We start from the raw sequence: 24,028 nt of genomic DNA, 5'->3' as shown, positions 1-24,028 counted from the left end.
TGGGGGAGCGGTATCACGCGCGTCGGAGGAGCGTCCAGCAACTCCCACGGCCAAGTTGTGATCACAGCCCCGCAGGCTGTGATCACATATGTCGCCTTTCCGAGCGGATTCCGGCCGGCACCCGCGTTTGTAGTTCCCAAGCCGCGTTCGACCATGCTTAGCCAGGACCCGACCGATACCAAACCGACCGGGGACGCGACCGATGAACATCCACGAGTACCAGGCCAAGGCCCTCCTGCGCGACTACGGCGCGCCGGTCAGCGACGGCGTCGCCGTGACCAAGGCCGCCGATGCCAAGACCGCTGCGGGCCAGCTCGACGGTCCGCTCTGGGTGGTGAAGGCACAGATCCATGCGGGCGGCCGCGGCAAGGGCCACTTCAAGGAGGCCGAAGCCGGCGAGAAGGGCGGCGTGCGCTTGGCCAAATCCGTCGAGGAGGCCGCCGAAGAGGCGCGCAAGATGCTGGGCAACACGCTGGTCACCCACCAGACCGGCCCGGCGGGCAAGCAGGTCAACCGCATCTATATCGAGGACGGCTCGGGCATCGCGCGGGAACTCTACCTCGCGCTGCTGGTCGACCGGCAGACCAGCCGCGTTGGCTTCGTCTGCTCGACCGAGGGCGGGATGGACATCGAGGAGGTCGCCGCCTCCACCCCCGAGAAGATCGTTAGCTTCTCGGTCGACCCCGCCACCGGCTTCCAGCCGTTCCACGGGCGCCGCGTCGCCTTTTCGCTGGGGCTGGAGGGCGCGCAGGTCAAGCAATGCGTCCAGCTGATGGGACAGCTCTACAAGGCCTTCACCGAGAAGGACATGGAGATGCTGGAGATCAACCCGCTTATCGTCACCGACGAGGGCAACCTCAAGGTGCTCGACGCGAAGGTCGGCTTCGACGGCAACGCGATCTACCGCCACAAGGACATCGCCGAGCTGCGTGACGAAACCGAGGAGGATCCGAAGGAACTCGCCGCCTCCAAATACGATCTGAACTACATCGCACTCGACGGTGAGATCGGCTGCATGGTGAACGGCGCGGGCCTGGCCATGGCGACGATGGACATCATCAAGCTCTATGGCGCGGAGCCCGCCAACTTCCTCGACGTGGGCGGCGGCGCCACCAAGGAGAAGGTGACCGAGGCCTTCAAGATCATCACGTCCGACCCGAACGTGAAAGGCATCCTGGTCAACATCTTCGGCGGCATCATGCGCTGCGACGTCATCGCCGAGGGCGTAGTCGCCGCCGTCAAGGAAGTGGGCCTCAAGGTGCCGCTGGTGGTCCGGCTGGAAGGCACCAATGTCGAGAAGGGCAAGGAGATCATCAACACCTCCGGCCTGAACGTGATCGCCGCCGACGACCTCAAGGACGGCGCGCAGAAGATCGTGAAAGCCGTCAAGGGCTGAGCGCCCGGCGGGACCGGTCCCGGTCCCGCCCCTATCCGAGACGCCGAGGACGACCGATGCTCCCGACCCGCTCCCTGCCCTGCCTCGCCGCGGCGTCAGCCGTGGTGCCGGCGCGCATCCGCGGGGGAGCGGTGTCCTCCGAGACGGCTGCGGATTTCTTGCGCGGCCCGGCCGCGGCGGCATCCGGCACCGGTATCGCCGCCACGCCCTCCGCCTCGGCCGAGGCGACGCCATGAGCCCCGACCAGCAGCCCGCCCCGGCGGACGCGGTCCGCCCGCCCGCCACCGCGGCAACGTCTTCCTATCGGGAAACCCGGCGCGCCCGCCGGCGCGAGATCACGATGCTGGTCTCCTATGGCCTGCTGATCGCGATCCTGGGGCTGATCATGCTGTCGATCCCCGCCCTGGCGACGCCGCAGCGCAATGCCGCCCTGGGCGCGTTCGCGGCGCATTGCTTCTCCCCGCATCTGACCGCCGAGACGGCGGCGCGGGCGCTCGCGCCTCATGGCCGCCACGACTTCTATGACTTGGCACCGTTCAGCGCCGACAGGCCGTCGCCCGCCGAGTCCGCCGAGGACGTCACGCCCGGCACCGACCGTCGCTGCGAGTTGGCCTTCGACGGGACCCATGGCGGGGCGGCCGCCGAAACGGCCCTGGCCGCGCTGGTGGCCGAGGGCATCCGCCGCGAGGCGCCCCTCGCCCTGGCCCCGCGCCCGGACGAGGCCACCAGCCTCCGAGGCGCGCGCTTTCTCAACCCCGCGCGCATCGCCGTCGTCGAAACGGGCACTCGCCCCGGCCCGAACGGCCCCGAGACCTTCCTGCGCGTGGAACGCCTGACCCCCGGAGCCACGGCGGAGGCCATCCGATGATCCGCGCGCTTCTCATGCTCGCGGCCCTCTCGGCCTGCGGCGCCCAAGGGCCCGGGCTCTCTGCCGCCATGGAAGAGATCGCGGTCCAACGCATGCGCTTCACGCTGGAGGCAGTCTGCGTCAACAACCGCACCCGGCGCGCGCAGGCCCGCGTGGCCGAGACCATGAGCTTCCCCGAGCGGCAGCGCGACAACGGCACCGTCTTCTACCTCAATCCCGGCACGCTGACCGTGCTGGCCCTGTCCACGGACGCGCCGCTGACATTAATCACCGAGGACGGGCACCGCCTGTCCTATCGCCGCGATGCCTGCGCCGTGGGCTCTCCGGTGGTCGGGGTGCAGGCGGCCAACCGCATCATGGGCGAGATCCTCGCGCCAAGGCTGGTCGACGGCTCCAACCTCGCGGTGTCCGGCGTGGCCTTCGGGCAGAACCGGCTAGGCGGCACCGCCTTTTACTTCGAGGACCTCGCGGTCATCCAAGACGTCGTGGACGTCTCGGTCTTCGACCCGGAGACCGGCGCGACCGAAATCTTTTCCCATCCTGTCGTCCTGGTGCTGCACCGCTGACGACCCGACCCAACCCTACGCGACCAACCGAAGAGAGCGACACATGGCCATCCTCATCGACAAAGAGACCAAGGTGATCTGCCAGGGCCTGACCGGCTCCCAGGGGACCTTCCACACCGAGCAGGCCATCGCCTACGGCACCCAGATGGTGGGCGGCGTGACGCCCGGCAAAGGCGGCCAGAGCCATCTCGACCTGCCGGTTTTCGACAGTTGCCACGAGGCCGTGGCCAAGACCGGGGCCAATGCCTCGGTGATCTACGTGCCGCCGCCCTTCGCCGCCGATTCCATCCTGGAGGCGATCGACGCCGAGATCCCGCTGGTGGTCTGCATCACCGAGGGCATCCCGGTGCTCGACATGATGAAGGTGAAGCGCGCGCTCGACGGCTCCAAGACGCGGCTGGTCGGCCCGAACTGCCCCGGTGTCATCACGCCGGACGCCTGCAAGATCGGCATCATGCCGGGCCATATCCACAAGCGCGGCTCGGTCGGCGTCGTGTCCCGCTCGGGCACGCTGACCTATGAGGCGGTTAAGCAGACGACCGATATGGGCCTGGGCCAGTCGACCGCGGTCGGCATCGGCGGCGACCCGATCAAGGGGACCGAGCATATCGACGTGCTGGAAATGTTCCTGGCCGACCCCGAGACGACCTCGATCATCATGATCGGCGAGATCGGCGGCACCGCCGAAGAGGACGCCGCGCAGTTCCTCGCCGACGAAAAGAAGAAGGGCCGCTGGAAGCCGACCGCCGGCTTCATCGCCGGCCGCACGGCCCCTCCGGGCCGGCGCATGGGCCATGCGGGCGCCATCGTCGCGGGCGGCAAGGGCGACGCGGAGTCGAAGATCGAGGCGATGAAGAGCGCCGGCATCGTCGTCGCCGACAGCCCCGCCACCCTGGGCGAGGCCGTGAAGGAGGCGATCGACAAGGGATGAGACCTATGGCGGCGCCGCGCATCGGGCGGCCCCCTTTGCCCGGGGGGCGCCGCAGGCCTTTTGGCCTGTGGCGCTTCGTCTTGCCTGCGGTTGCCGCATGCCTCGCCGGCCCCGCCGCCGCTCAGCCCTGCGCCGAAGCGGCCTTCGACGACGCGCTCGCCGCGCTGCGCGCCGAAGGCTGGGAGGTCGCGACCGACCTCACCCCGGCCCAGGCCGACGCGCTCGCCTGGACCCGGGCCATCACCTACATTCAAGGCGACCGGGGCGGTCGCAGCCCCGCCGAGATACTCGACCTTCAGCGCAAGGCGGGCGCAGGCCTGCTGCGCCGCGTCGATACCGAGACCACGCGCTCCCGCGTGCTTACCCGGGGCGACGAGGCGATGAGCCTGACCGAGACGGTCACCGCCCCGAACCGGATCGAACGCCAGTGCCGTCTCGCCACCGCCGCGCCCATCCCGGGCGCGCCCCCGGTGAACACGGCCGGATGGCCCGAAGCCCCGGCGCTTGCCGATCTGACCTACGTTCTGGAGCCGGTCGAATGACCCGGCCCCGCATCCTTTTCGACGCGAGGAGATAGCCCATGGATTTCATGACCGCCGTCCGCACCTGCCTGACGGAGAAATACGCGACCTTCCAGGGCCGGGCCTCTCGCCCCGAATACTGGTGGTTCTTCCTCTTCGGCTTCGTCGTGATGCTGGTGCTGAACCTGATCTGGTGGCCGCTCTACCTGGTCGTGGCGCTCGCGCTGCTCTGCCCCGGCCTCGCCGTGGGCTTCCGCCGTTTGCAGGACACCGGCCGCCCCGGCTGGTGGATCGTGATCCCCTTCGGCCTGTCGCTGCTGACCTCGTTCTTCGCCCCCTCCATGCCGGACCCCGGCGCGATGGACCCCGGGCAGATGCCCGGCATGGGCCAGATGGGTAACGTGGCGATCTTCTCGATCCTGGGCATCGTCCAGTTCGTCGTGACGCTCCTCTACCTGTGGTGGCTGACCCGCCCTTCCGAAAAGGGGCCGAACGCCTACGGCCCCCCACCCGCCTCCTGACCCCCGCCCGATCCGAGAGGATACGAGAATGACCGAGCAATCCCCCAACGACGTGTTCCACTCCACGTCCTTCATGCAGGGGCACAACGCGGCCTATCTGGAGCAGATGTATGCCCGCTACGCCGCCGACCCGAACGCGGTGGACGAGAGCTGGCAGGCGCTGTTCCGGCAATTGGCCGACGATGCGGCCGACGCCAAGGCCGAGGCCGCCGGCCCGTCCTGGGCGCGCACCGACTGGCCGCCGATGCCCGAGGACGATCTGACCGCCGCGCTGACCGGCGAGTGGCCCGCGCCCAAGGTCGACCCCAAGGAGGCCAAGGCCGCCGCCAAGAAGATTGAGGCCAAGGCCGAGGCCACCGGCGCCGTGATCGATCAGGCGCAGGTGCGCCGGGCCGTGCTCGACTCGGTCCGGGCGCTGATGCTGATCCGCGCCTACCGGATCCGGGGCCATCTGGCAGCCGACCTGGACCCGCTGGGCATGCGCAGCCAGGAGCCGCATCCGGAACTCGATCCCCGCTCCTACGGGTTCTCCGACGCGGACATGGACCGCCCGATCTTCATCGACAACGTTCTGGGGCTGGAGGTCGCGACCCTCTCGGAGATCGTCGCCATCCTCAAGCGCACCTATTGCGGCACCTTCGCGCTGCAATACATGCACATCTCCGATCCCGAGCAATCCGCCTGGCTCAAGGAGCGGATCGAGGGCTTCGGCAAGGAGATCCAGTTCACCCAGAACGGGCGCCGGGCGATCCTGAACAAGCTGGTCGAGGCCGAGGGCTTCGAGAAATACCTGCACGTCAAGTATATGGGCACCAAGCGCTTCGGCCTCGACGGCGGCGAGGCGCTGATCCCGGCGATGGAGCAGATCATCAAGCGCGGCGGCCAGTTGGGGCTGGAAGAGATCGTCATCGGCATGCCCCACCGGGGCCGCCTGTCTGTGCTCGCCAACGTCATGGGCAAGCCCTACAAGGCGATCTTCAACGAGTTCCAGGGCGGCAGCTTCAAGCCTGAGGATGTCGACGGCTCGGGCGACGTGAAATACCACCTCGGCGCCTCGTCGGACCGGGAGTTCGACGGCAACACCGTTCACCTCTCGCTGACCGCGAACCCCTCGCATCTGGAGGCGGTGAACCCGGTCGTGCTGGGTAAGGTCCGCGCTAAGCAGGACCAGTTGAACGACACCGAGCGCACCAAGGTCACCGGCGTTCTGCTCCATGGCGACGCGGCCTTCGCGGGCCAGGGCGTGGTCGCGGAGTGCTTCGCGCTCTCGGGCGTGCGCGGCCACAAGACCGGCGGCACGATCCATATCGTCGTCAACAACCAGATCGGCTTTACCACCGCGCCCCATTTCTCGCGGTCGAGCCCCTACCCGACCGACAACGCCCTGGTCGTCGAGGCGCCGATCTTCCACGTCAATGGCGACGACCCCGAGGCGGTGGTCCACGCTGCGAAGGTGGCGACCGAGTTCCGGCAGAAGTTCAACAAGGACGTCGTCATCGACATCTTCTGCTACCGCCGCTTCGGGCATAACGAGGGCGACGAGCCCATGTTCACCAACCCGGTGATGTACAAGCGGATCAAGGGCCACAAGACGACCCTGTCGCTTTATACCGACCGGCTGGTGAAGGACGGGCTGATCCCCGAGGGCGAGATCGAGGACATGAAGGCCGCCTTCCAGGATCGGCTCGCGCAGGAATTCGAGGCCGGCAAGGACTATAAGCCCAACAAGGCCGACTGGCTGGACGGGCGCTGGTCCCATCTCGACCGCCGCCCGGAGGACGACTACGTACGCGGCGAGACCGCCATCTCCGACGAGACCTTCAACCAGGTCGGGCACGCGCTTCAGAGCGTTCCCGACTCTGTATCCATCCACAAGACGGTGGGCCGCCTGCTGGATGCCAAGCGCAAGATGTTCGCCGACGGCACCGGCTTCGACTGGGCCACGGCCGAGGCGCTGGCCTTCGGCTCGCTGCTGACCGAGGGCTACCGCGTGCGGCTCGCGGGCCAGGATTCGACGCGCGGCACGTTCAGCCAGCGCCATAGCGGCATCGTCGATCAGAAGACCGAAGAGCGCTACTATCCGCTCAACCACATCCGCGAGGGTCAGGCGCACTACGAAGTGATCGACAGCGCCCTGTCGGAATACGCGGTGCTGGGCTTCGAATACGGCTACTCGCTGGCCGAACCCAACGCCCTGACCATGTGGGAGGCGCAATTCGGCGATTTCGCCAACGGCGCGCAGATCATGTTCGATCAGTTCATCTCGTCGGGCGAGTCGAAGTGGCTGCGGATGTCGGGGCTAGTCTGCCTGCTGCCCCATGGCTTCGAGGGCCAGGGGCCGGAGCACTCCTCCGCGCGGCTGGAGCGGTTCCTCCAGATGTGCGGCTCCGACAACTGGATCGTCGCCAATTGCACGACGCCGGCCAACTATTTCCACATCCTGCGCCGCCAGATCCATCGCGACTTCCGCAAGCCGCTAATCCTGATGACGCCGAAATCGCTGCTCCGGCACAAGCTGGCCGTGTCGAAGCGGGACGAGTTCACCACCGGCTCCAGCTTCCACCGGGTCCTCTGGGACGACGCGCAGCAGGGCAACTCCGAGACGGAGCTGGTCGCCGACGACAAGATCAAGCGAGTCGTGATCTGCTCCGGCAAGGTCTATTACGACCTCCTGGAAGAGCGGGACGCGCGCGGGATCACGGATATCTATCTGATGCGCCTGGAGCAGTTCTATCCGTTCCCGGCCAAGTCGATGGTGGACGAGCTCAGCCGCTTCAAGCAGGCCGAGTTCGTCTGGTGCCAGGAAGAGCCCAAGAACCAGGGCGCCTGGACCTTCGTCGAGCCCAATATCGAATGGGTGCTGACACGCATCGGCGCGACCCATACGCGGCCCCGCTACGTGGGCCGCGCGGCTTCCGCCTCGCCCGCAACGGGCCTGGCCTCGCAACACAAGGCACAACAAGCGGCGCTCGTAGATGACGCGCTGAGCATGGAGTAACGGCATGACGATCGAAGTGAAGGTCCCCACCCTGGGCGAATCCGTGACGGAGGCGACCGTGGCGACCTGGTTCAAGAAGCCGGGCGATGCCGTCGCCACCGACGAGATGCTGTGCGAGCTTGAGACCGATAAGGTCACGGTCGAGGTGCCGAGCCCCGGCACCGGCACCCTGAGCGAGATCGTCGCGCAGGAAGGCGACACCGTCGGCGTCGACGCGCTGCTGGCAACGATCAGCGAGGGCGCGGGCGAGGCCCCGGCGAAACCCGCCGAAGCGTCCGCAGCCAAGGTCGACGACGCTCAGCCGAGCGGAGGAGGCGAGGAGGTCGCCGTCATGGTCCCCGCCCTGGGCGAGTCCGTGTCCGAGGCCACCGTCGCCACCTGGTTCAAGGCCGAAGGCGACAGCGTCGCGCAGGACGAGATGCTTTGCGAGCTGGAGACCGACAAGGTCTCGGTCGAGGTCCCGGCGCCCGCCGCCGGCACCCTGGGCAAGATCCTCGCGAAAGAAGGCGAGACCGTCGCGGCCGGCGGCCAGCTGGCCACCATCTCGGGCGGTGCGGGGGCGTCCGCTTCGACGCCCGCCCCCACCGCGGCCCCCGCGGCCGCACCCGCGGCGACCGGCAAGGATGTCGAGAACGCGCCCTCGGCCAACAAGCTGATGGCGGAGAAGGGGCTCGACCCGGCCTCCGTCCAAGGCTCGGGCCGCGATGGCCGGATCATGAAAGAGGACGTGCTCAAGGCCGTGACGGCGGCCTCGGCTCCCGCGCCCGCCGCCCCGGCCCCCGCGCCCCGCGCCCCCGTCGCCGCCTCGGACGAGGCGCGCGAGGAGCGGGTCAAGATGACCCGCCTGCGCCAGACCATCGCCCGCCGCTTGAAGGACGCGCAGAACACCGCCGCCATGCTGACGACCTATAACGAGGTCGACATGAAGGCGGTGATGGACCTGCGGAACGAGTACAAGGACCTGTTCGAAAAGAAGCACGGCGTCCGCCTGGGCTTCATGTCCTTCTTCACCAAGGCCTGCGTGCACGCCCTGAAGGAGGTGCCAGAGGTCAACGCCGAGATCGACGGCACCGATGTGGTCTACAAGAACTACGTCCATATGGGCATCGCCGCCGGCACGCCCCAGGGCCTCGTGGTGCCGGTCATCCGCGACGTCGACCGGATGAGCTTCGCGGCCATCGAAAAGGAGATCTCGGCCAAGGGCCGCGCCGCCCGCGACGGCAAGCTGAGCATGGCCGACATGCAGGGCGGGACGTTCACCATCTCGAATGGCGGTGTCTACGGCTCGCTCATGTCCTCGCCGATCCTGAACCCGCCGCAATCGGGCATCCTGGGCATGCACAAGATCCAGGACCGGCCGATGGTGGTTGGCGGAGAGATCGTCATCCGCCCGATGATGTATCTCGCGCTGAGCTACGACCACCGCATCGTGGACGGCAAGGGCGCCGTGACCTTCCTGGTCCGCGTCAAGGAAGCCCTCGAAGATCCGCGCCGCTTGCTGATGGATCTCTGATCCAACGCGTAGGGCGGGGATATCCCCGCCCTACCCCTGCAAACCCTACCTTTCCAAACGCTCTCATCCCGGCCAGACTTACGATGCCTCCACCGGAGTCGTCCCATGGCCACAGCCCCACAGGACTTCTGCTGGCTCGCCCACCTCCAGGTCGGCCCGGCGGTGTTCAAGATCGTCGCCATCATCCTCGGGTTCCCCGTCACCTGGCTCCGCATTCAGGGCGGCGCGCGGAGCCGCCTGCTGAAGCGGCCGCGCAATACCTCAGAGATGATGAGGCGCACGGCGCAGCCGGACACCCTCGCTGGCCGGGATACGACAGAGGCGGCCGATCTAGTTTTCCTTTTGGAACTAAGTCCTTGCCGACTGGCGTTGACCGTCTGGGCCGCGTGCCTGCGGGCGCGGAACTGCGTCGACGACGCGACGGTCCAGAACTTCTGCTGTCGCCTGCCGGCCTATGCGGGCACGTCCCAAATGGCCACGAGCCATTTCGGCAAGCCGACGCTCCCCGCCCTCCGGCCCGCGCTATTCGGGGGAATACGAAGCCCGCGCAGCCGACGACCCCGAAATCGTTGCCCTGGTGGACGACAGCGTCCGCTCCACCGCCGAACACCTGGAGGCGCAATGGCACATCTCAGGGGCACCGATCCCAGCCCCACCACGCCCGACTTCACCGAGGTCTCCCACCACAGCCCGAAGGTCCACCCATGCATCTCCTCCTCCACCTCACCCCGCCCGATTACGAGGCCTGGAAGGCCGATTTCGACGCCAATGCCGAAACCCGGATGCAGGCCGGCCTCACTCTGATGCAGCTCTGGCGCGAAGCTGGCGGGCCCGAGGTGACCGCGCTCTTCGAGGTCAACGACCGGGCCCGGGCGCAAACCTGGATCGACCGCGAGTCCGCCACCGGACCGACCATCGAGGCCCGCTTTCTCAAGACGGCATGATGGGTTAGACGCGCCCCATGTCACCGACCGATCCGACCGCCGGGCCGCGCCCGGAGATCTGCGGCGCGCCCGTCCTCGTGCTTGGGAGGCACCGCTCCGGCACCTCCTGCCTGGCTGCTAGCCGGAAAGAAGCGGGGCTCTGCCCGGGCGCGGTGAACCGCGAGCCGCCGCATGACCGGAAGGGCAACCACGAGACCCGGGCGATCACGGACCTCAACGACAGGGTCTTCGCAAATCTGGACGCCACACGGGACAAGCCACCCCGCGGCCCGGTCCCCTGGACGCCCGAGCAGGAGGCCGGGCGCAACGCGCTGCTGGCCACCTATCCGAAAGGGCGCGTCTGGGGCTTCAACGAGCCGCGCACGGTGCTGACGCTGGAACGCTGCCGTGCCGCCCTGCCGGTCGGGCCGCTTGCCGGTAGCCTGCGCACCCCGCTGGCGGCGGTCGCCGCTTCCCTGGCCGGGCGCAACAAGTTCCCGCAGGCGCGCGCTGTTGCTTTGGCAGGTCTGCAAGGCCCGCCTGCCGGACGACACGTCAGAGACCGAGTTTCCCCTCGTCGATACCGACGCACCGCCCGACGCCTCCGGCATGGCACTGGTCCGAGTCCCGACGCGGCTGGGCCATACGGTGCTGCCGGAGGGGTTCGCCTTTTTCGACAGCTTGCTCAGGGTCAACGCCGCCCTGGTCGGCATCGATATCTCACACGGAGTGGCCCGTCCCGACGGCGCGCGGAGAGAGCTCCTGATTCGTCCGCGCCGTTCCTGTCGATCCTTATCGTCGCCTATGACATCCGGCGGGAGATACTGCGGACCCTGGCCTCCGCCCCGCCGCCCCTCCAGCGGCAGGTCGACCCGTCGGAATGCGAGATCGTCGCGCTGGCTAACGGCTCGCCGGAGCCGCTCGCCCGGCCCGACGCGCCGGAGACCGTCCGACTAGTCCGAACCGCGCCCGAAGACGCCGCCCCCTCTCCAGTCTTCGCCATCAATTCGACGGTGCGGGGCATCTGCCGCGGCGAGACCCTCCTGATCTGCATCGATGGCGCGCGCATGTTCAGCGCGCTGCTGGTGCGCCGCACGATCGACATGCTGGCGCGCTGGCCCGAGGCGACCAGCTATGTCCAAAGCCGTCACACCGGATCGGAGCCCAACGGCAAGGCGGTGACGACGGGCTACGCTCAAGCGGCCGAGGATGCGTTGATGGCGACGGTGACCAGGCAAGAGGATCTCGACGCGCTCTGGGAGATCAGCGTCCTGGCCGGGTGCCACCGGCCGAACCGCCCGATCCTGCAAAACGAGAGCAACGCGCTGGGCATGAGCCGGGCGACCTGGACCGCGCTGGGCGACTATAATGAAGGGTTCACCCGGCCCGGCGGCGGCTTGTGCAATCTCGAACTCTTCAGCCGGATGCTGTCGCGCACCGACGGCCCGGCGATACTGCTCGATGGCGAGGCCACGTTTCACCAGTTTCATGGCGGGGCCGCCACAGCCCATCCGGTTTACTTCGCGGCCTCCAAGGCGGAATTCGCCGCCGCAACCGGGTCGGACTATGCCTGGCCGCCACGGAGCTTCCTGATCGCCCCGGCGATCGCCTATGACCGTCCCTCGTCCGCCGAGCGCGGCGGCTAACCCTCGGAGACCCCATGGACCCGACCAAACGCGCCATCGCCTTCTGGATCGTCCGAGTCGCCATCGCCGTGCTGCTGGTGATCGCGCTGCAAGCTTGGCAGGGGCCCGACCCGCTGCTGTGGTATCTCGCGGCGGCTTATGCGGTTATTTCGGCCTTCGTCACGCTCATGCTGATCCGAAGCAGGAAGTGAGCGCGCCATGACCCCGGAACTCACCGTCCTGGCGCTCGCCATCCTGCTGCAGGCCGTGCAGTTCGTCGCCTATTCCGTCCGCGCCAATCTCGATGTCGGCCCGGGCTATGCGATGTCCGCCCGCGACCGCCCCCCGTCGCGCCCACTGGGCGAACTGGGCGGTCGGTTGCAACGGGCACTCTCGAACCATTTCGAGGGGCTCATTCTGTTCACGGCCGCCGTGCTGCTCGTCACGCTGTCGGGACAGTCGACCGGTTTCACCGTCGCCTGCGCCTGGTCCTATCTCGTCGCGCGGATCCTTTATCTCCCCGCCTACGCCTTCGGCTGGCGCCCCTGGCGCTCGGTGGTATGGCTGGCGGGGTTCCTCGCGACGATCCTAATGGTTATCTCAACCTTGATCTGAGCGCGGCCCGCGCCGCGCCGATTCGGAATGACCGGTCACGCGGAGGCATCATGGCCCAATACGACGTCATCATCATCGGCAGCGGCCCCGGCGGCTATGTCTGCGCCATCCGCTGCGCGCAGCTGGGCCTCAAGACCGCCGTGGTCGAGGGCCGTGACACGCTGGGCGGCACCTGCCTGAACGTGGGCTGCATTCCCTCCAAGGCGCTGTTGCACGCGACCCATCAGCTGCATGAGGCGGAGCATAACTTCGCAAAGATGGGGCTGATGGCCGAGGCGCCCAAGGTCGATTGGGCCAAGATGCTGTCCTACAAGGACGATGTGATCGGCCAGAACACCAAGGGCATCGAGTTCCTGTTCAAGAAGAACAAGATCGACTGGCTCAAGGGCTGGGGCTCGATCCCCGAGCCCGGCAAGGTCAAGGTCGGCGACGAGGTCCATGAGGCCAAGCATATCGTCATCGCGTCGGGCTCCGAGGCCGCCGAGGTGCCGGGCGCCGAGATCGAGGTCGACGAGAAGATCGTCGTGACCTCCACAGGCGCGCTGGCACTCGAAAAGATCCCCGGCAGCCTCGTGGTGGTTGGCGGCGGCGTGATCGGACTGGAGCTGGGCTCGGTCTATGCACGCCTTGGCGTGGACGTGACGGTGATCGAGTTCCTCGACGCGATCACCCCCGGTCAGGATGCCGAGATCGCCAAGACCTTCCAGCGGATCCTCAAGAAGCAGGGGGTCAAGTTCGTCCTCGGCGCCGCCGTGCAGAAGGTCGCGGTCGAGGGGGGGCGCGCCAAGATCGACTACAAGCTGCGCAAGGATGACAGCGCCCACGCCCTGGAGGCGGATGTCGTCCTCTGCGCCACGGGCCGCAAACCCTTCACCGAGGGGCTGGGCCTGGACAAGCTGGGCGTGGAGCTGACGCAGCGGGGACAGGTCGCGGTGGACGCCCACTACAAGACCAGCGTGTCGGGGATCTACGCCATCGGCGACGTGATCCAGGGTCCGATGCTGGCGCACAAGGCCGAGGACGAGGGCATGGCCCTGGCCGAGCGGCTGGCGGGCCAGGCGGGCCACGTCAATTACGACGTCATCCCCGGCGTGATCTACACCCATCCCGAGGTCGCCTCGGTCGGCCTGACCGAGGAGCTCTGCAAGGAGCAGGGGCGCACCTACAAGGTCGGCAAGTTCTCCTTCATGGGGAACGGGCGGGCCAAGGCCGTGTTCGCGGGCGAGGGCATGGTGAAGCTGCTGGCTGACGCCGAGACGGACCGGATTCTCGGCTGCCACGTCATCGGGCCGATGGCAGGCGACCTGATCCACGAGGTCTGCGTCGCGATGGAATTCGGCGCAGCTGCGGAAGATCTGGCGCGGACCTGCCACGCGCACCCGACCTTCTCGGAAGCGATGCGCGAGGCGGCCCTGGCCTGCGGCGACGGCGCCATCCACGCCTGACGGCGCGCGCGGGGAGGCGTCGGAGGGGGCTCTGCCCCCGCGCCTGCGGCGCCCCCCGAGGTATTTTGGGCAAGATGAGGCGCGTTAACCTTTATTGACAGACGGTGAGCGGCAGGGCTCCGGTGGGTGTGCGGAGATGTCAGGCCGTGAAGTCGATCTGCGCCTTCATCGCGCGGGTCCGATCGCCGGCGATGTCGAAACCGCCGACGGCATCGGCCAAGGGGACGGTCTGGGTGATCAGCGGTTTGACGTCCAGCAACCCCTTTCGCATCAGGCTGACGCCGGTGTGGAACTCTGGGTGGAAGCGGAAGGAGCCGCGGAGCGTCAGCTCTTTCGCGGTCATCGCCTGCACCGGGAGCGTCATGTCCCCGCCGAGACCCAGTTGAACGATGGTCCCCCGCGGGCGCATCGCCGGGATGGCCCCGGCCAGGGCGGCGGCGACGCCGGAGCATTCGAAGAGGACGTCGAACGTGCCCTTCCGAGCGGCGAAATCGTCGAGCCCCGCGCGCGCGTCCCGCGCCTCGTCCGCGCCGACCCGCAGAGCCATCTCGCGCGTGAACACGGAGAGGTCGGTCGCCACGATCCGGTCGGCCCCCGCGCGGCGGGCGGCCAGGATGCAGAGCGCGCCGATGGGGCCCACGCCGGTCACCAGCACCGACTTGCCGACGAGGTCGCCCGCCTGCCGCATCGCGTGCAGGCAGACAGCGAGCGGCTCGGCCATGGCCGCCTCGCCCGGCGTCAGGCCGGTCGCGTCGGCGCATTGGGACGCATCGGCGATCAGGTGCTGACGAAAGGCGCCCTGGATATGCGGAAACGGCATGGCGGAGCCGTAGAACCGCATGTTCAGGCAGTGGTTGGGCGCGCCCTCCAGACAGAATTTGCACCGCCCGCAGGGGCGCGAGGGCGAGACGGCGACAAGCTGGCCCTCGGAAAGCCCCTCGACCCCATCGCCCACGGCTGCGATCCGGCCCGAGACCTCATGGCCCAGGATCATCGGCTCCCGCAGGCGGATCGCCTCGCCGATCCCGCCATGCTGATAGTAATGCAGATCCGAGCCGCAGATGCCGCCCGTGGCCATCTCGATGGCGACCTCGCCCGGCCCGGGGGGCGGCGGGGCCGGACGCTCCTCCAGGCGAAGGTCGCGGGCGGCGTGGATGACGATGGCCTTCATGGCGGGCTCCGGTTGCGCCTGGGATTGGTGGCGCTAACGTAAGCGGGCGGGGCGCGCGGTGTCGACCCGTGAAGGGGAGAAGCCATGAGCCATCCATTGTTCGACCTCGCCGGCCGGCGCGCGTTGATTACGGGATCCTCCCAGGGGATCGGCTATGCCCTGGCCCAAGGGCTGGCCGAGGCCGGGGCGGAGGTCGTCCTGAACGGCCGCGATGCGGCGAAGACGGAGGCGGCGGCCGAGACACTGCGCGCCACGGGCGCCACGGTCCATGTCCTCGCCTTCGACGTGACCGACCACGATGCGGTCCGCACCGCCGTGGATGGGTTCGAGGCGCGGTTGGGCGGTCTCGACATCCTGGTCAACAATGCGGGGATGCAGCACCGTACGCCCTTGGAGGACTTCCCGGCCGATGCGTTCGAGCGGCTTTTGCAGACCAACATCGCCAGCGTCTTTCATGTCGGGCAGGCTGTGGCCCGGCACATGATCGGGCGGGGCCGGGGCAAGATTGTCAATATCTGCTCGGTCCAGTCGGCTCTGGCCCGGCCCGGCATCGCGCCCTACACCGCGACCAAGGGCGCGGTGGCAAACTTGACCAAGGGTATGGCGACCGATTGGGCGAAGCACGGGCTGCAATGCAACGGGCTCGCCCCCGGCTATTTCGAGACGCCGCTGAACCAGGCGCTGGTCGACGATCCGGACTTCACCGCCTGGCTGGCGAAGCGCACGCCGGCGGGCCGCTGGGGCAAGGTCGAGGAACTGGTCGGCGCCTGCATCTTCCTGTCGTCGGAGGCGTCGAGCTTCGTCAACGGGACGGTCGTCTATGTCGATGGCGGCATCACGGCCAGCCTGTGAGCCGCTATGTCGTCATGGGCGTCTCGGGCTGCGGCAAGAGCACCATCGCGGAGCGCTTCGCCGACCGGATGGGTCTGACCTGGGAGGATGGCGATAGCCTCCACCCCAAGTCGAATATCGACAAGATGTCCCGGGGCGAGCCCTTGCAGGACGCAGATCGCTGGCCCTGGCTGGAGCGCGTCGGGGCGCAGCTGGCCGGCGAGGTGGACGTCATCGCCTGCTCTGCGCTCAAGCGGGCCTATCGGGACCGGATCGCCGAGACGGCGCCGGGCGTGACGTTTCTCTTTCTCGACGGCTCCTACGAAGTTCTTTCGGCGAGAATGAAGCAGCGGACGGGACATTTCATGCCCGCGGGCCTTTTGGACAGCCAACTCGCCACCCTGGAGCGGCCGGACGCGGATGAGCGCGCGATCCGCGTCGATATCGACCGGACGCCGGACGAGATCGTGGATCTTCTGGTGGCGCGGCTGGGCGCCTGACCTCGGAGGGCGCACCTGAGGGCGACGGTCGGGATTTGAGTATTTTGGGCCAGAAGAAGGAGGGGACGGCGCCGCCCCTCGGAGCGGTCGCGCGTCAGGCCGGGGCCTTTGGCGCGTAGGTCGCATCCAGGCGGGAGCGGAGGTAATCGGCGGCCAGGATCGGCGCATAGCGCGGCGTGCCGGTGCCGGGCAGGGCCTCGACCAGGGCATCGGGATTGGCCTCGACGAAGAAGGCCACCGAGCGGCGGGGGCGCGCGGGCGGCAGGACGCGATGCGGGGTCGAAACGTAGGTGTCGTTGGTCCAGCGCATCAGGCAGTCGCCGACATTGACGACATAGGCGTCGGGGACGTGCGGCACGTCGATCCAGTCGCCGCCCCGGGGGCGGACCTGCAAGCCCGGCTCTCCGTCGGTCATCAAGAGCGTGATCGCCCCGTAATCCGTGTGCGCCCCCGCCCCGATCTCGCCGGGCGCGCCGGTGGCGGGTGGATAGCGCAGAAGGCGCAGGGCCGAGAGCGGCTGATCGAAGAGAGGCGCGAAATGGTCGGGGGGCAGCCCGAGATCGCGGGCGATCAGCGACAGCAGCGCGAGGCCCTGCGCCTGGGCCGCCGCGTAATAGGCCAGCATGGTCTCGCGGAAGCCGAGCAGGTCGGGCCATTGGTTGGGGCCGCGAAAGGGCTGGCCGTGGCGGGGATCGTCGGGGGCCAGCTCCAGGCCGATATTGAAGCTCTGCTTGGTGTCGATCTCGGGTCGGGTCTCATCGAGAGACTCGGTGCCCGGACCCGCCCAGCCCCGGAAATGGGGCGTGTTGCCGATGTCGATGGCGCGCTTTTCCGCGTCCGGCAGGTCGAAGACCGCATCGGCCTGGGCGAAGACCTCCGCCCGCAGCGCAGCCGGGACCGACGGGTTTGCGAGCAGCAGGAACCCGGTCTGGCGCAGGGCGCGTCCCACCTCCGCCGCTAGGGCGTCTGGGTCGGTGTCGGCGCGGGACCAATCGAGAACGGGGATCATGAAGAGACCGTCTCGCAAGCCCCGGCAGCGGTCAAGCCGGAACGGAGCACGGAGCAAGGGCGTTGGGCGATTGGCTTATCCCCGCTGCCCTGGTGGGGTAGAACGGACCGACACCGCAGAAACGAGGACTTCGCCCGTGACCGATGCCCCCTCCGAGAGCGTCCCCGACGGCGAGACCGCCGGCGCGGGCGAAACGCTTCCCCGCCTCGCCCGCGCCCGCTTGTGGTGGCACGTCGCCAAGCGGGTCTGGCACCAGATCGACGAGCGGCACATGTTCCTGATCGCGGCGGGGGTCGCCTTCTATGGGATGTTGGCGATCTTTCCGGCCATCGCCGCCGTCGTGGCGCTCTGGGGCCTGTTCAACGACCCGGCCAACGTGCTGCCGCAGCTGGAATACTATTCAGGGATCATCCCCGACGACGCCTATTCGCTGCTGGCGACCCAGGTCCAGACCCTGACCTCGGCGGAGTCGGGCGCCCTTGGCTGGGCGTCGGGGCTGTCTTTCGCCGTGGCGCTGTGGTCGACGCGCGCGGGGGTCGCCGCGCTGATGATGGGGATGAACGCGGTCTATGTGGAGCGGAACCGGCAGGGCCTCGCGCATTATGCCACCGCGCTCGTTCTGACCGTGTCGCTCATCTTCGTGGCGCTGGTGGCCATCGCCTCGATCATTATCGCCCCGATCATCATGGCTTTCGTGCCCTTGGGGCCGGTCGCGGGGTTCGCCGCCGAGGCGGTGCGCTGGGTCGTGGCCATCGCGGTGCTGCTGTTCGGCGCGGGCATCATCTATCGCTATGGACCCAACCGGCGGGGCGCGCGCGTGGGATGGATCACGCCGGGCGCGCTGCTGGCGGTCGCGCTTTGGGGCGTGGCGTCCTGGGGGTTCGGCATCTACCTGTCCGAGTTCGGCCGCTACAGCGAGGTCTATGGCTCCATCGGAGCGGTGGTGGCGCTGCTGATGTGGCTGTTCATCTCGGCCTTCCTGCTGCTGCTCGGCGCGGCCGTGAACGCGGAGCTGGAGCGTCACACCCGCGCCGACTCGACCGTCGGTCCGGCCAAGCCGCTGGGCGAGCGCGGCGCGCAGGCCGCGGATACCTATATCGAGGTCTAAGCGGCGGGCGGGCGCGTCACATCAAGGGCCGCGCGGGCAGATCCTCCAACTCCATCGCGGCCACGGCCGCCCGGGCATCGAGGTCCGGAACCGTCAGGACGCCATCGCTTCGACTGGCCATCTGGCGGGCGCGCAGCTTGGCAAGGGTCTTGTTGGTGTGGACCAGCGACAGGCCGAGCGCGTCGGCCAGGTCCTGCTGACGATAGGGCAGGACCATGTGGTTCTATTCCACGAGACCCAGCATGCGTCCGCGTTGCAGGATCCGAGCCAACGCCCAGGCGACCCTTTCCATCGCGCTCCGCTGTCCGACCGTGGTCAGCACCTCGCCGAGAAAATGCTCCTCCACGGGGGCGATCCAGGTGAGATCGAAGGCCCGTTCGAGGTTGCTGCGGAAGAAGGACCGGAAGGCCGTCCGGTCGAAGACACAGAGCGTCATCGACGCGGACGCTATGCGCATGCGGTTGTCATGCCAAAGGATAGAACAGAACGACGCGCTACCTCACAGTTTGAAGCGCGTCGCGCTCGGACCGGAAAGAGATCCGCCGCGTCGCAACGAGGCTTCTGCGCAGTGGCAAAGATCTATCTCATCGTCGATCCAGACCCCTATGTCGTCGAAGGTCTCTCGGAAATCGTCCGGGAGACCGTGGACGGGGCCAGGTGATCCATTCACCGGGGGTCGAGACGCACACCTTGTCGATCGTGGACGAAATGGCGGCGACCGGCGCCTTGTCTGAACGGGCCCCGAAGGGCGCATCGACTTGGCGTTGGATGCCCAATCCATCGCACCCGTCCTTCGCCGCTGGCTCCGCTTCGACAGCGAGGGCGGCGCGGGAAGGGCGGGCGGGACCTGACGCTTCAGGCGCCGTGGAGCGTCTCCGTCGAGGAGAAGAACATCGCCTGGCTCACCGCCGACCGCACCTGATCCTCCTTGTAGGGCTTGGAGATCAGGAAGGCCGGCTCGGGCCGTTCTCCGGTCAGCAACCGCTCCGGGAAGGCGGTGATGAAGATCACCGGGAGGGCGCCGAATTCCTTGAGCAGGTCGTTCACGGCATCGATCCCCGAGGACGCGTCGGCCAGCCGGATATCGGCCAGGATCAGGTCGGGACGGTCCGCGCTGCCGATGCGGACGGCCTCGTCGCGCGTGCGGGCCACGCCGGTGATCTGATGCCCCAGTTCCGAGACAAGATTCTCCAGGTCCATGGCGATGACGGGCTCGTCCTCGATGATGAGCACGCGGCCAGCCACGCTCTCGGCCATTTCGCGCCGGGCGATGGTGACCAACTCTCGGGCTTCGGCCGGCTCGACCCGCATGATCGCGGCGACCTGATCGTAGTCGAATTCCTCGATGGTGTGCAGCAGCAGCGCCTCGCGCGTATCGTCGGTCAGATGGGCGAGATGCTTCTGCGCCGCGGCCTGCAATCCGCCACCCACCTGATCGGGGGCGACCTTGCTGGCCTGCCAGATGCTGTGCAGCACCCGAAACAGGGCGGTCTTGTCGTCGGGCACGCCGTCCAGCGCGCTCGAATCCGCCAGGATCGCCTCCAGCGTTGCGGCGGCATAGCGGTCTCCGCTTTCCTGCGAGCCGGTGAGCGCGCGGGCATAGCGCCGCAGGTAAGGAAGGTTGGCAGCGATCCGGCTGGCGCGATCGCCGTCCCTCTGGGTTATCGTCATGACGCTTTTTTTATCCGATTGACTGAACTTCGGGAACCTAACGCCCACAATCGCGTTCGGTTCCAAGTGACATGTAGACCACCCCCGACCCGAGGTTTCCCGCGCGATGGACGAAAAAGAGTTGGATGCCAGGGCCGCTCGAGAGATCGATGAGAACCTTCGGCGTGTCTTCAAACAGATGGAGGACAGTAACCTTCCCGACAGGTTCACCGATCTTCTGCGCCAGTTGAGAGAGAGCGACTCCGTGCAGCATGCCGCCAGCAAGGAGGAGCGGTCTTGAGCGAACCCGAACAATCCGATCCGCGCGACGAACTGGTCGAGCATCTGCCCGCCCTCCGCGCCTTCGCGCTGTCGCTGACCCGCAACGGGGCGACTGCCGACGACATGGTCCAGGATACGGTGGTCAAGGCCTGGACCAATATCGACAAGTTCACCGCTGGCACGAACATGCGCGCCTGGCTCTTCACGATCCTGCGCAACACCTATTATTCGAGCCGCCGCAAGGTGAAGCGCGAGGTCGCGGATGTGGACGGCATCCACACCGACTCCATGGCCGAAAAGCCCGCCCATGACGGGCGCCTGCAACTCGGCGATTTCTGGCGGGCGTTCGAGCAGTTGCCTGACGTGCAGCGCGAGACGCTGATCCTCGTGGGCGCCTCGGGCTTTTCCTACGAGGAGGCGGCCGAGACCTGCGGCGTGGCCGTCGGAACGATCAAGTCGCGCGCCAATCGCGGCCGCAAGCGGCTGGCGGAGCTGATGCATCTCGACGAGGACGAGGCGGTCGAGTTAACCGACAACGCCACCATCGCAGTCGTCTCGGCCAATGGCGGCTCCGCCTTCTGATGAAACCGTCCGCGGGTGAGGACGCGGCCGGCCACCCGGTCTATCGCGGCCTGCGCTTTCGCGTGGCCGCGCTTCTGGCGCTGTCCCTGCTCCCGCTCGGATTGGTGACCTACCTGCAAACCCAGGAGCTGGCGACCGAGGCCCGCTCCCGCTCTGACATGACCCTCCTCAGCCTGACGGGCCGCGCCACCCACGGGGAGCGGCAGTCGGTGGAACGGGCACTGGGCGCCGTCGACGTGCTCTCGGTGATGGTCGAGTTTCTGCGTGACGATCCCGACGCCTGCCGCGCGACGCTGCGCGGAATCCTGGAGACCTCCGACCGGTTCAGCTTTATCGGCCTGATCGAGCCCGATGGGGTCATCCGGTGCAGCACCACCGACCGCCAGCTGGACCATGCCGAAACGATCCGCCTCGTCGCGCAACCCGAAACGCCGCCGATCATCCTCTCCCGCCTGGACACGCCCGAAGTCAGCGGCGAGCCGGTCATCAACCTCACCCGGGCGGTGACATTCGACGACGGGGCGCGGGGCCTTCTCTCGGTCTCGATCCCGGTGCGCCACGCCGAGGACCGCGACGACTTGCCGAGCGCGCGCCGGCCCGACGCGGTCGTCACCTTCAATACCGATGGCGCCATCGTGACCATCGACGCAGAGGCCGAGCCGCTTCTGCCACGGGATATTCCCCTGATCGATCTGGTCGATGCGACGCCGCGCAGCTTCGATGCGGTCGATCGCGCAGGCGAGGCACGGACATTCACGATGACACCGATCATCCCGAATGTGCTCTATGCCCTGGCCGCCTGGCCGCCCGAAAAGCGGAGCGCGACCGTCGCCGGGCGGTCCCTGCCGGCCTGGCTGCTACCGCTTCTAATGTTCGCGGCCAGCATCGGGGTGGCCTATCTGGCCGTCGACCGGCTGGTGGTGCGCCACATCCGATCCCTGCGGCGGATGATGCAGGCTTTCGCCCAACGTCGCGCCCTGCCGTCCCGCCGCCATCGCGAAGCCCTGTCGACCGAGTTGGCCGAGCTGGAGGAAGGCTTCGTGGAAATGGCGTTGGACCTTAGCAACGACGAGGCCCGGATGGAGGACGCGCTGCGCGAGAAGAACGTCCTCCTCAAGGAGATCCACCACCGGGTGAAGAACAATCTCCAGCTGATTTCCTCGATCATGAACATGCAGATCCGCGCCGCGCGCCATGACGAGACGGTCGGCGTTCTGCGCCGCCTGCAGGAACGGGTGATGGGCCTCGCGACGGTCCATCGCAACCTCTACCAGACCGACGATCTCAGCCGCACCGATGCGGGGCTTCTGCTGCGGGAGTTGTTCGAACAGCTGCTGACCATGGCGGGCGGCGAGACCCGCGCCGGCCTCGACTATGAAGGCCGGTTCGAGGAGGTCATCCTCTTTCCCGATCAGGCGCTGCCGCTCTCGCTCCTGGCGTCTGAGCTTGGGACGAATGCGATCAAGCATATGCGCTGCGAGGACGGGGACGCGAAGGTGCTGAAGGTCGCGCTGCGGATGGTCGAGGACGGGATGGCCGAGTTGACCTGCGAGAACACCGTGCCCCGGGACCATGAGGTGCGGGAGCGCGCGGGCGGCCTGGGCGCCCGGCTGATCAAGGCCTTCGCTGCGCAATTGGGGGGCAAGCTGGAGCAATCGACCGAGAACGGCCGCCACAAGGTCCGGCTCCGCTTCCAGGTGGAGACCTTCACCCAGACGCCCGCCGATTACTGAGACAGGTCGCGCGGCGCCTGGAGCGCGCCAAAATCCGGCGCATCGCCGCGCGCGATCCCGACCAGATCGGTCCCGGGCGCATAGGCCCGCGCCGCCGTCCCGATCAGGCCGCTGCCGGGTTTGGGCCGGAAGTCTCCGCGGGCGACGTCTCGAAAGATGCGGGCGGGAAAGCGGGCCACGATATTGGTGCGGGCCGCCTGCGGGATGCCATGATAGCCCATGGCGACATTGTTGGCGATCGTCGCGCCCTCTGCCCCGTCGACGGCGATCACGTCAGCGGCCGAGATGATGACGAGGTTGTTCCGAACCGTCAGATCCGGGAAGCGGCCATCCGCGAGGCCGATCCCCCGCAGATCGCAGCACAACAGGTGGTCCGGCCGCCCGGTCCATTCCAACAGAACATTCCCATCGAAGCGCAGACCCGCCGTCGCGGGCTCGGCGCCGCGCTCCGCGCCGGGGCTCCAGGCTTGCCGGGCGGTGGTCGGCGTTTCGTCCATCTGAATGCAATCCTCCAGATGGTTGCCGTGAATCCGCCCCTCGGTGCCCAACACGTGGATCCCATCCACCGAGAACCCCCGCAGCCGGATGCCGCGCACCTCGCCCCGCGCCCCGATGACCGTCACGCCGATGCCGAGGCCGGTCAGCTCGCTGGCGATCAGGGCATCGCCGCGCCCGCCCAGTCCGACCCCGGTGAGCCGTCCCTGTTTCGCCCAGACCTGCGGCTCCCAGCTGCGGTAATCCGGTGCATCGGCGCTGCCGCGGACATCCAGTCGCTCGAAGCGGATCCGCGTCGAGGCGGAATCCGTCTCCACCAGCGCGCCGGCGGCATCCGGCCCGTCGGGCCAGACCCGGAGAGCGCGCAGCACGACATTGCCGACCCCACGCAACCGGACTGCCGTCGCATGCATGCTGCCCGGCCGCTCGGGCACGATCGTCAGGGGACGCCCCTCGAAGGATCGGCCCGACAGGACGATCTCGCCATAGGATCCGGGGAGAAGGATCAGCCGGTCGTCCGGTTCGGCCGCAGCGAACGCCTTGTCGAGCGTGTCCCAGGGCGCGTCGGGGGGCGCCCGTTCCGCTGCGGACGGCAGCGGCTCCGGGGGCGCGACGAAGTGATCGCGCGCCATGACCGGGGCCGAGAGGCGGACGGCCAGGATCGTGAGGACGGCGAGCAGCCCGACCCGGGCAGCGGGCAAGCGGCGGGGGGCGAAGACCATCGTCATTCCGCTGAACCAAGGGC

Annotated in this window: 26 protein-coding genes; 20 read left to right on the top strand and 6 right to left on the bottom strand. The window is 68.0% G+C overall.

Translation table 11 applies throughout. The features are described 5' to 3' along the window. Positions 1-202 precede the first annotated feature (202 nt). The 14 genes from sucC to lpdA all read left to right on the top strand — a co-directional run bounded on the left by sucC (position 203) and on the right by lpdA (position 13,922). Entirely contained in the window at positions 203-1,396 is a 1,194-nt protein-coding gene (gene sucC / locus DTQ71_RS02350; protein WP_109562666.1) for an ADP-forming succinate--CoA ligase subunit beta, read from the top strand. A 56-nt stretch (positions 1,397-1,452) separates the two neighbouring features. Continuing rightward, positions 1,453-1,632 (top strand): hypothetical protein, encoded by a 180-nt coding sequence (locus DTQ71_RS02345; protein ID WP_109562665.1) that lies wholly within the window; start codon positions 1,453-1,455, stop codon positions 1,630-1,632. After that, positions 1,629-2,264 carry a hypothetical protein gene (locus DTQ71_RS02340; protein ID WP_109562664.1) on the top strand — a complete coding sequence of 212 codons (636 nt, stop codon included), beginning with the start codon at positions 1,629-1,631 and terminating at the stop codon, positions 2,262-2,264. Before DTQ71_RS02345 ends, DTQ71_RS02340 begins: the two co-directional genes overlap by 4 nt. Continuing rightward, positions 2,261-2,830 carry a hypothetical protein gene (locus tag DTQ71_RS02335; protein WP_109562663.1) on the top strand — a complete coding sequence of 190 codons (570 nt, stop codon included), beginning with the start codon at positions 2,261-2,263 and terminating at the stop codon, positions 2,828-2,830. Before DTQ71_RS02340 ends, DTQ71_RS02335 begins: the two co-directional genes overlap by 4 nt. Positions 2,831-2,873: 43 nt before the next feature. After that, on the top strand, positions 2,874-3,761 hold the full coding sequence (gene sucD / locus DTQ71_RS02330) for a succinate--CoA ligase subunit alpha (RefSeq protein WP_109562662.1): 888 nt from the start codon (positions 2,874-2,876) through the stop codon (positions 3,759-3,761). An 80-nt stretch (positions 3,762-3,841) separates the two neighbouring features. Beyond that, a complete protein-coding gene (locus DTQ71_RS02325; protein ID WP_146204788.1) occupies positions 3,842-4,303 on the top strand; it encodes a hypothetical protein in 462 nt (153 codons plus the stop codon). A 38-nt stretch (positions 4,304-4,341) separates the two neighbouring features. Then, positions 4,342-4,803 carry a DUF805 domain-containing protein gene (locus DTQ71_RS02320; protein ID WP_109562660.1) on the top strand — a complete coding sequence of 154 codons (462 nt, stop codon included), beginning with the start codon at positions 4,342-4,344 and terminating at the stop codon, positions 4,801-4,803. A 28-nt stretch (positions 4,804-4,831) separates the two neighbouring features. Then, the gene (locus DTQ71_RS02315; RefSeq protein ID WP_109562659.1) at positions 4,832-7,801 is read left to right on the top strand and encodes a 2-oxoglutarate dehydrogenase E1 component; all 2,970 of its coding nucleotides are present in this window, start codon (positions 4,832-4,834) and stop codon (positions 7,799-7,801) included. 4 nt (positions 7,802-7,805) lie between these two features. After that, on the top strand, positions 7,806-9,314 hold the full coding sequence (gene odhB, locus DTQ71_RS02310; protein WP_109562658.1) for a 2-oxoglutarate dehydrogenase complex dihydrolipoyllysine-residue succinyltransferase: 1,509 nt from the start codon (positions 7,806-7,808) through the stop codon (positions 9,312-9,314). A 704-nt stretch (positions 9,315-10,018) separates the two neighbouring features. Next, a complete protein-coding gene (locus tag DTQ71_RS02305) occupies positions 10,019-10,258 on the top strand; it encodes a DUF3303 family protein (protein WP_109562657.1) in 240 nt (79 codons plus the stop codon). A 17-nt stretch (positions 10,259-10,275) separates the two neighbouring features. Continuing rightward, positions 10,276-11,883, top strand: coding sequence for a hypothetical protein (locus tag DTQ71_RS23080; RefSeq protein ID WP_146204787.1), 1,608 nt, complete (start codon positions 10,276-10,278; stop codon positions 11,881-11,883). 14 nt (positions 11,884-11,897) lie between these two features. Then, a complete protein-coding gene (locus tag DTQ71_RS23325; RefSeq protein ID WP_170125267.1) occupies positions 11,898-12,074 on the top strand; it encodes a hypothetical protein in 177 nt (58 codons plus the stop codon). A gap of 7 nt (positions 12,075-12,081) precedes the next feature. After that, positions 12,082-12,477, top strand: a complete 396-nt coding sequence (locus DTQ71_RS02295) for an MAPEG family protein (RefSeq protein ID WP_109562655.1) — start codon at positions 12,082-12,084, stop codon at positions 12,475-12,477. A 50-nt stretch (positions 12,478-12,527) separates the two neighbouring features. Beyond that, the gene (gene lpdA / locus DTQ71_RS02290) at positions 12,528-13,922 is read left to right on the top strand and encodes a dihydrolipoyl dehydrogenase (RefSeq protein ID WP_109562654.1); all 1,395 of its coding nucleotides are present in this window, start codon (positions 12,528-12,530) and stop codon (positions 13,920-13,922) included. 139 nt (positions 13,923-14,061) lie between these two features. Here the strand turns inward: lpdA and DTQ71_RS02285 are convergent, their stop codons facing one another. After that, positions 14,062-15,093, bottom strand: a complete 1,032-nt coding sequence (locus DTQ71_RS02285; protein ID WP_109562653.1) for an L-idonate 5-dehydrogenase — start codon at positions 15,091-15,093, stop codon at positions 14,062-14,064. A gap of 84 nt (positions 15,094-15,177) precedes the next feature. On the opposite strand from DTQ71_RS02285, the gene DTQ71_RS02280 reads away from it, so the two are divergent. Further along, positions 15,178-15,945, top strand: a complete 768-nt coding sequence (locus DTQ71_RS02280) for an SDR family oxidoreductase (RefSeq protein WP_109562652.1) — start codon at positions 15,178-15,180, stop codon at positions 15,943-15,945. Next, positions 15,942-16,424: a gluconokinase gene (locus tag DTQ71_RS02275; RefSeq protein WP_170125266.1), complete on the top strand. Its 483-nt coding sequence runs from the start codon at positions 15,942-15,944 to the stop codon at positions 16,422-16,424. The genes DTQ71_RS02280 and DTQ71_RS02275 overlap by 4 nt, the downstream gene beginning before the upstream one ends. A 94-nt stretch (positions 16,425-16,518) precedes the next feature. Here the strand turns inward: DTQ71_RS02275 and DTQ71_RS02270 are convergent, their stop codons facing one another. Continuing rightward, positions 16,519-17,433 (bottom strand): isopenicillin N synthase family dioxygenase, encoded by a 915-nt coding sequence (locus DTQ71_RS02270; protein ID WP_109562651.1) that lies wholly within the window; start codon positions 17,431-17,433, stop codon positions 16,519-16,521. Positions 17,434-17,569: 136 nt separating this feature from the next. On the opposite strand from DTQ71_RS02270, the gene DTQ71_RS02265 reads away from it, so the two are divergent. Next, on the top strand, positions 17,570-18,541 hold the full coding sequence (locus DTQ71_RS02265) for a YihY/virulence factor BrkB family protein (RefSeq protein WP_245947160.1): 972 nt from the start codon (positions 17,570-17,572) through the stop codon (positions 18,539-18,541). A gap of 16 nt (positions 18,542-18,557) precedes the next feature. On the opposite strand, the gene DTQ71_RS23985 is transcribed toward DTQ71_RS02265, so the two are convergent. The 3 genes from DTQ71_RS23985 to DTQ71_RS02255 form a co-directional block, all read right to left on the bottom strand. Continuing rightward, positions 18,558-18,758, bottom strand: coding sequence for a helix-turn-helix domain-containing protein (locus tag DTQ71_RS23985; RefSeq protein WP_245947159.1), 201 nt, complete (start codon positions 18,756-18,758; stop codon positions 18,558-18,560). A 6-nt stretch (positions 18,759-18,764) separates the two neighbouring features. Further along, on the bottom strand, positions 18,765-18,998 hold the full coding sequence (locus tag DTQ71_RS23980; protein WP_245947158.1) for a cyclic nucleotide-binding domain-containing protein: 234 nt from the start codon (positions 18,996-18,998) through the stop codon (positions 18,765-18,767). A gap of 398 nt (positions 18,999-19,396) precedes the next feature. Then, the gene (locus DTQ71_RS02255; protein ID WP_109562649.1) at positions 19,397-20,212 is read right to left on the bottom strand and encodes a response regulator; all 816 of its coding nucleotides are present in this window, start codon (positions 20,210-20,212) and stop codon (positions 19,397-19,399) included. A 106-nt stretch (positions 20,213-20,318) separates the two neighbouring features. Between DTQ71_RS02255 and DTQ71_RS02250 the strand changes: the two genes are divergently transcribed. The 3 genes from DTQ71_RS02250 to DTQ71_RS02240 are packed head-to-tail and all read left to right on the top strand — an operon-like array spanning position 20,319 to position 22,788. Then, positions 20,319-20,492, top strand: coding sequence for a NepR family anti-sigma factor (locus DTQ71_RS02250; RefSeq protein ID WP_109562648.1), 174 nt, complete (start codon positions 20,319-20,321; stop codon positions 20,490-20,492). Continuing rightward, complete coding sequence (locus tag DTQ71_RS02245) at positions 20,489-21,055, top strand: RNA polymerase sigma factor (RefSeq protein WP_109562647.1); 567 nt, start codon at positions 20,489-20,491, stop codon at positions 21,053-21,055. The genes DTQ71_RS02250 and DTQ71_RS02245 overlap by 4 nt, the downstream gene beginning before the upstream one ends. After that, positions 21,055-22,788: a sensor histidine kinase gene (locus DTQ71_RS02240; RefSeq protein ID WP_109562646.1), complete on the top strand. Its 1,734-nt coding sequence runs from the start codon at positions 21,055-21,057 to the stop codon at positions 22,786-22,788. Before DTQ71_RS02245 ends, DTQ71_RS02240 begins: the two co-directional genes overlap by 1 nt. Here DTQ71_RS02240 and DTQ71_RS02235 read toward each other — a convergent pair. Then, on the bottom strand, positions 22,782-24,005 hold the full coding sequence (locus DTQ71_RS02235; protein WP_170125265.1) for a right-handed parallel beta-helix repeat-containing protein: 1,224 nt from the start codon (positions 24,003-24,005) through the stop codon (positions 22,782-22,784). The two genes, DTQ71_RS02240 and DTQ71_RS02235, sit on opposite strands and share 7 nt — an antisense overlap. Between the last annotated feature and the right edge of the window lie 23 nt (positions 24,006-24,028).

This window comes from Jannaschia seohaensis (genome assembly GCF_900116765.1).
Taxonomy (GTDB): Bacteria; Pseudomonadota; Alphaproteobacteria; order Rhodobacterales; family Rhodobacteraceae; genus Jannaschia; species Jannaschia seohaensis.
The sequence above is the reverse complement of the archived record's forward strand: the minus strand, read 5'-3'. Positions and strand labels throughout refer to the sequence as shown.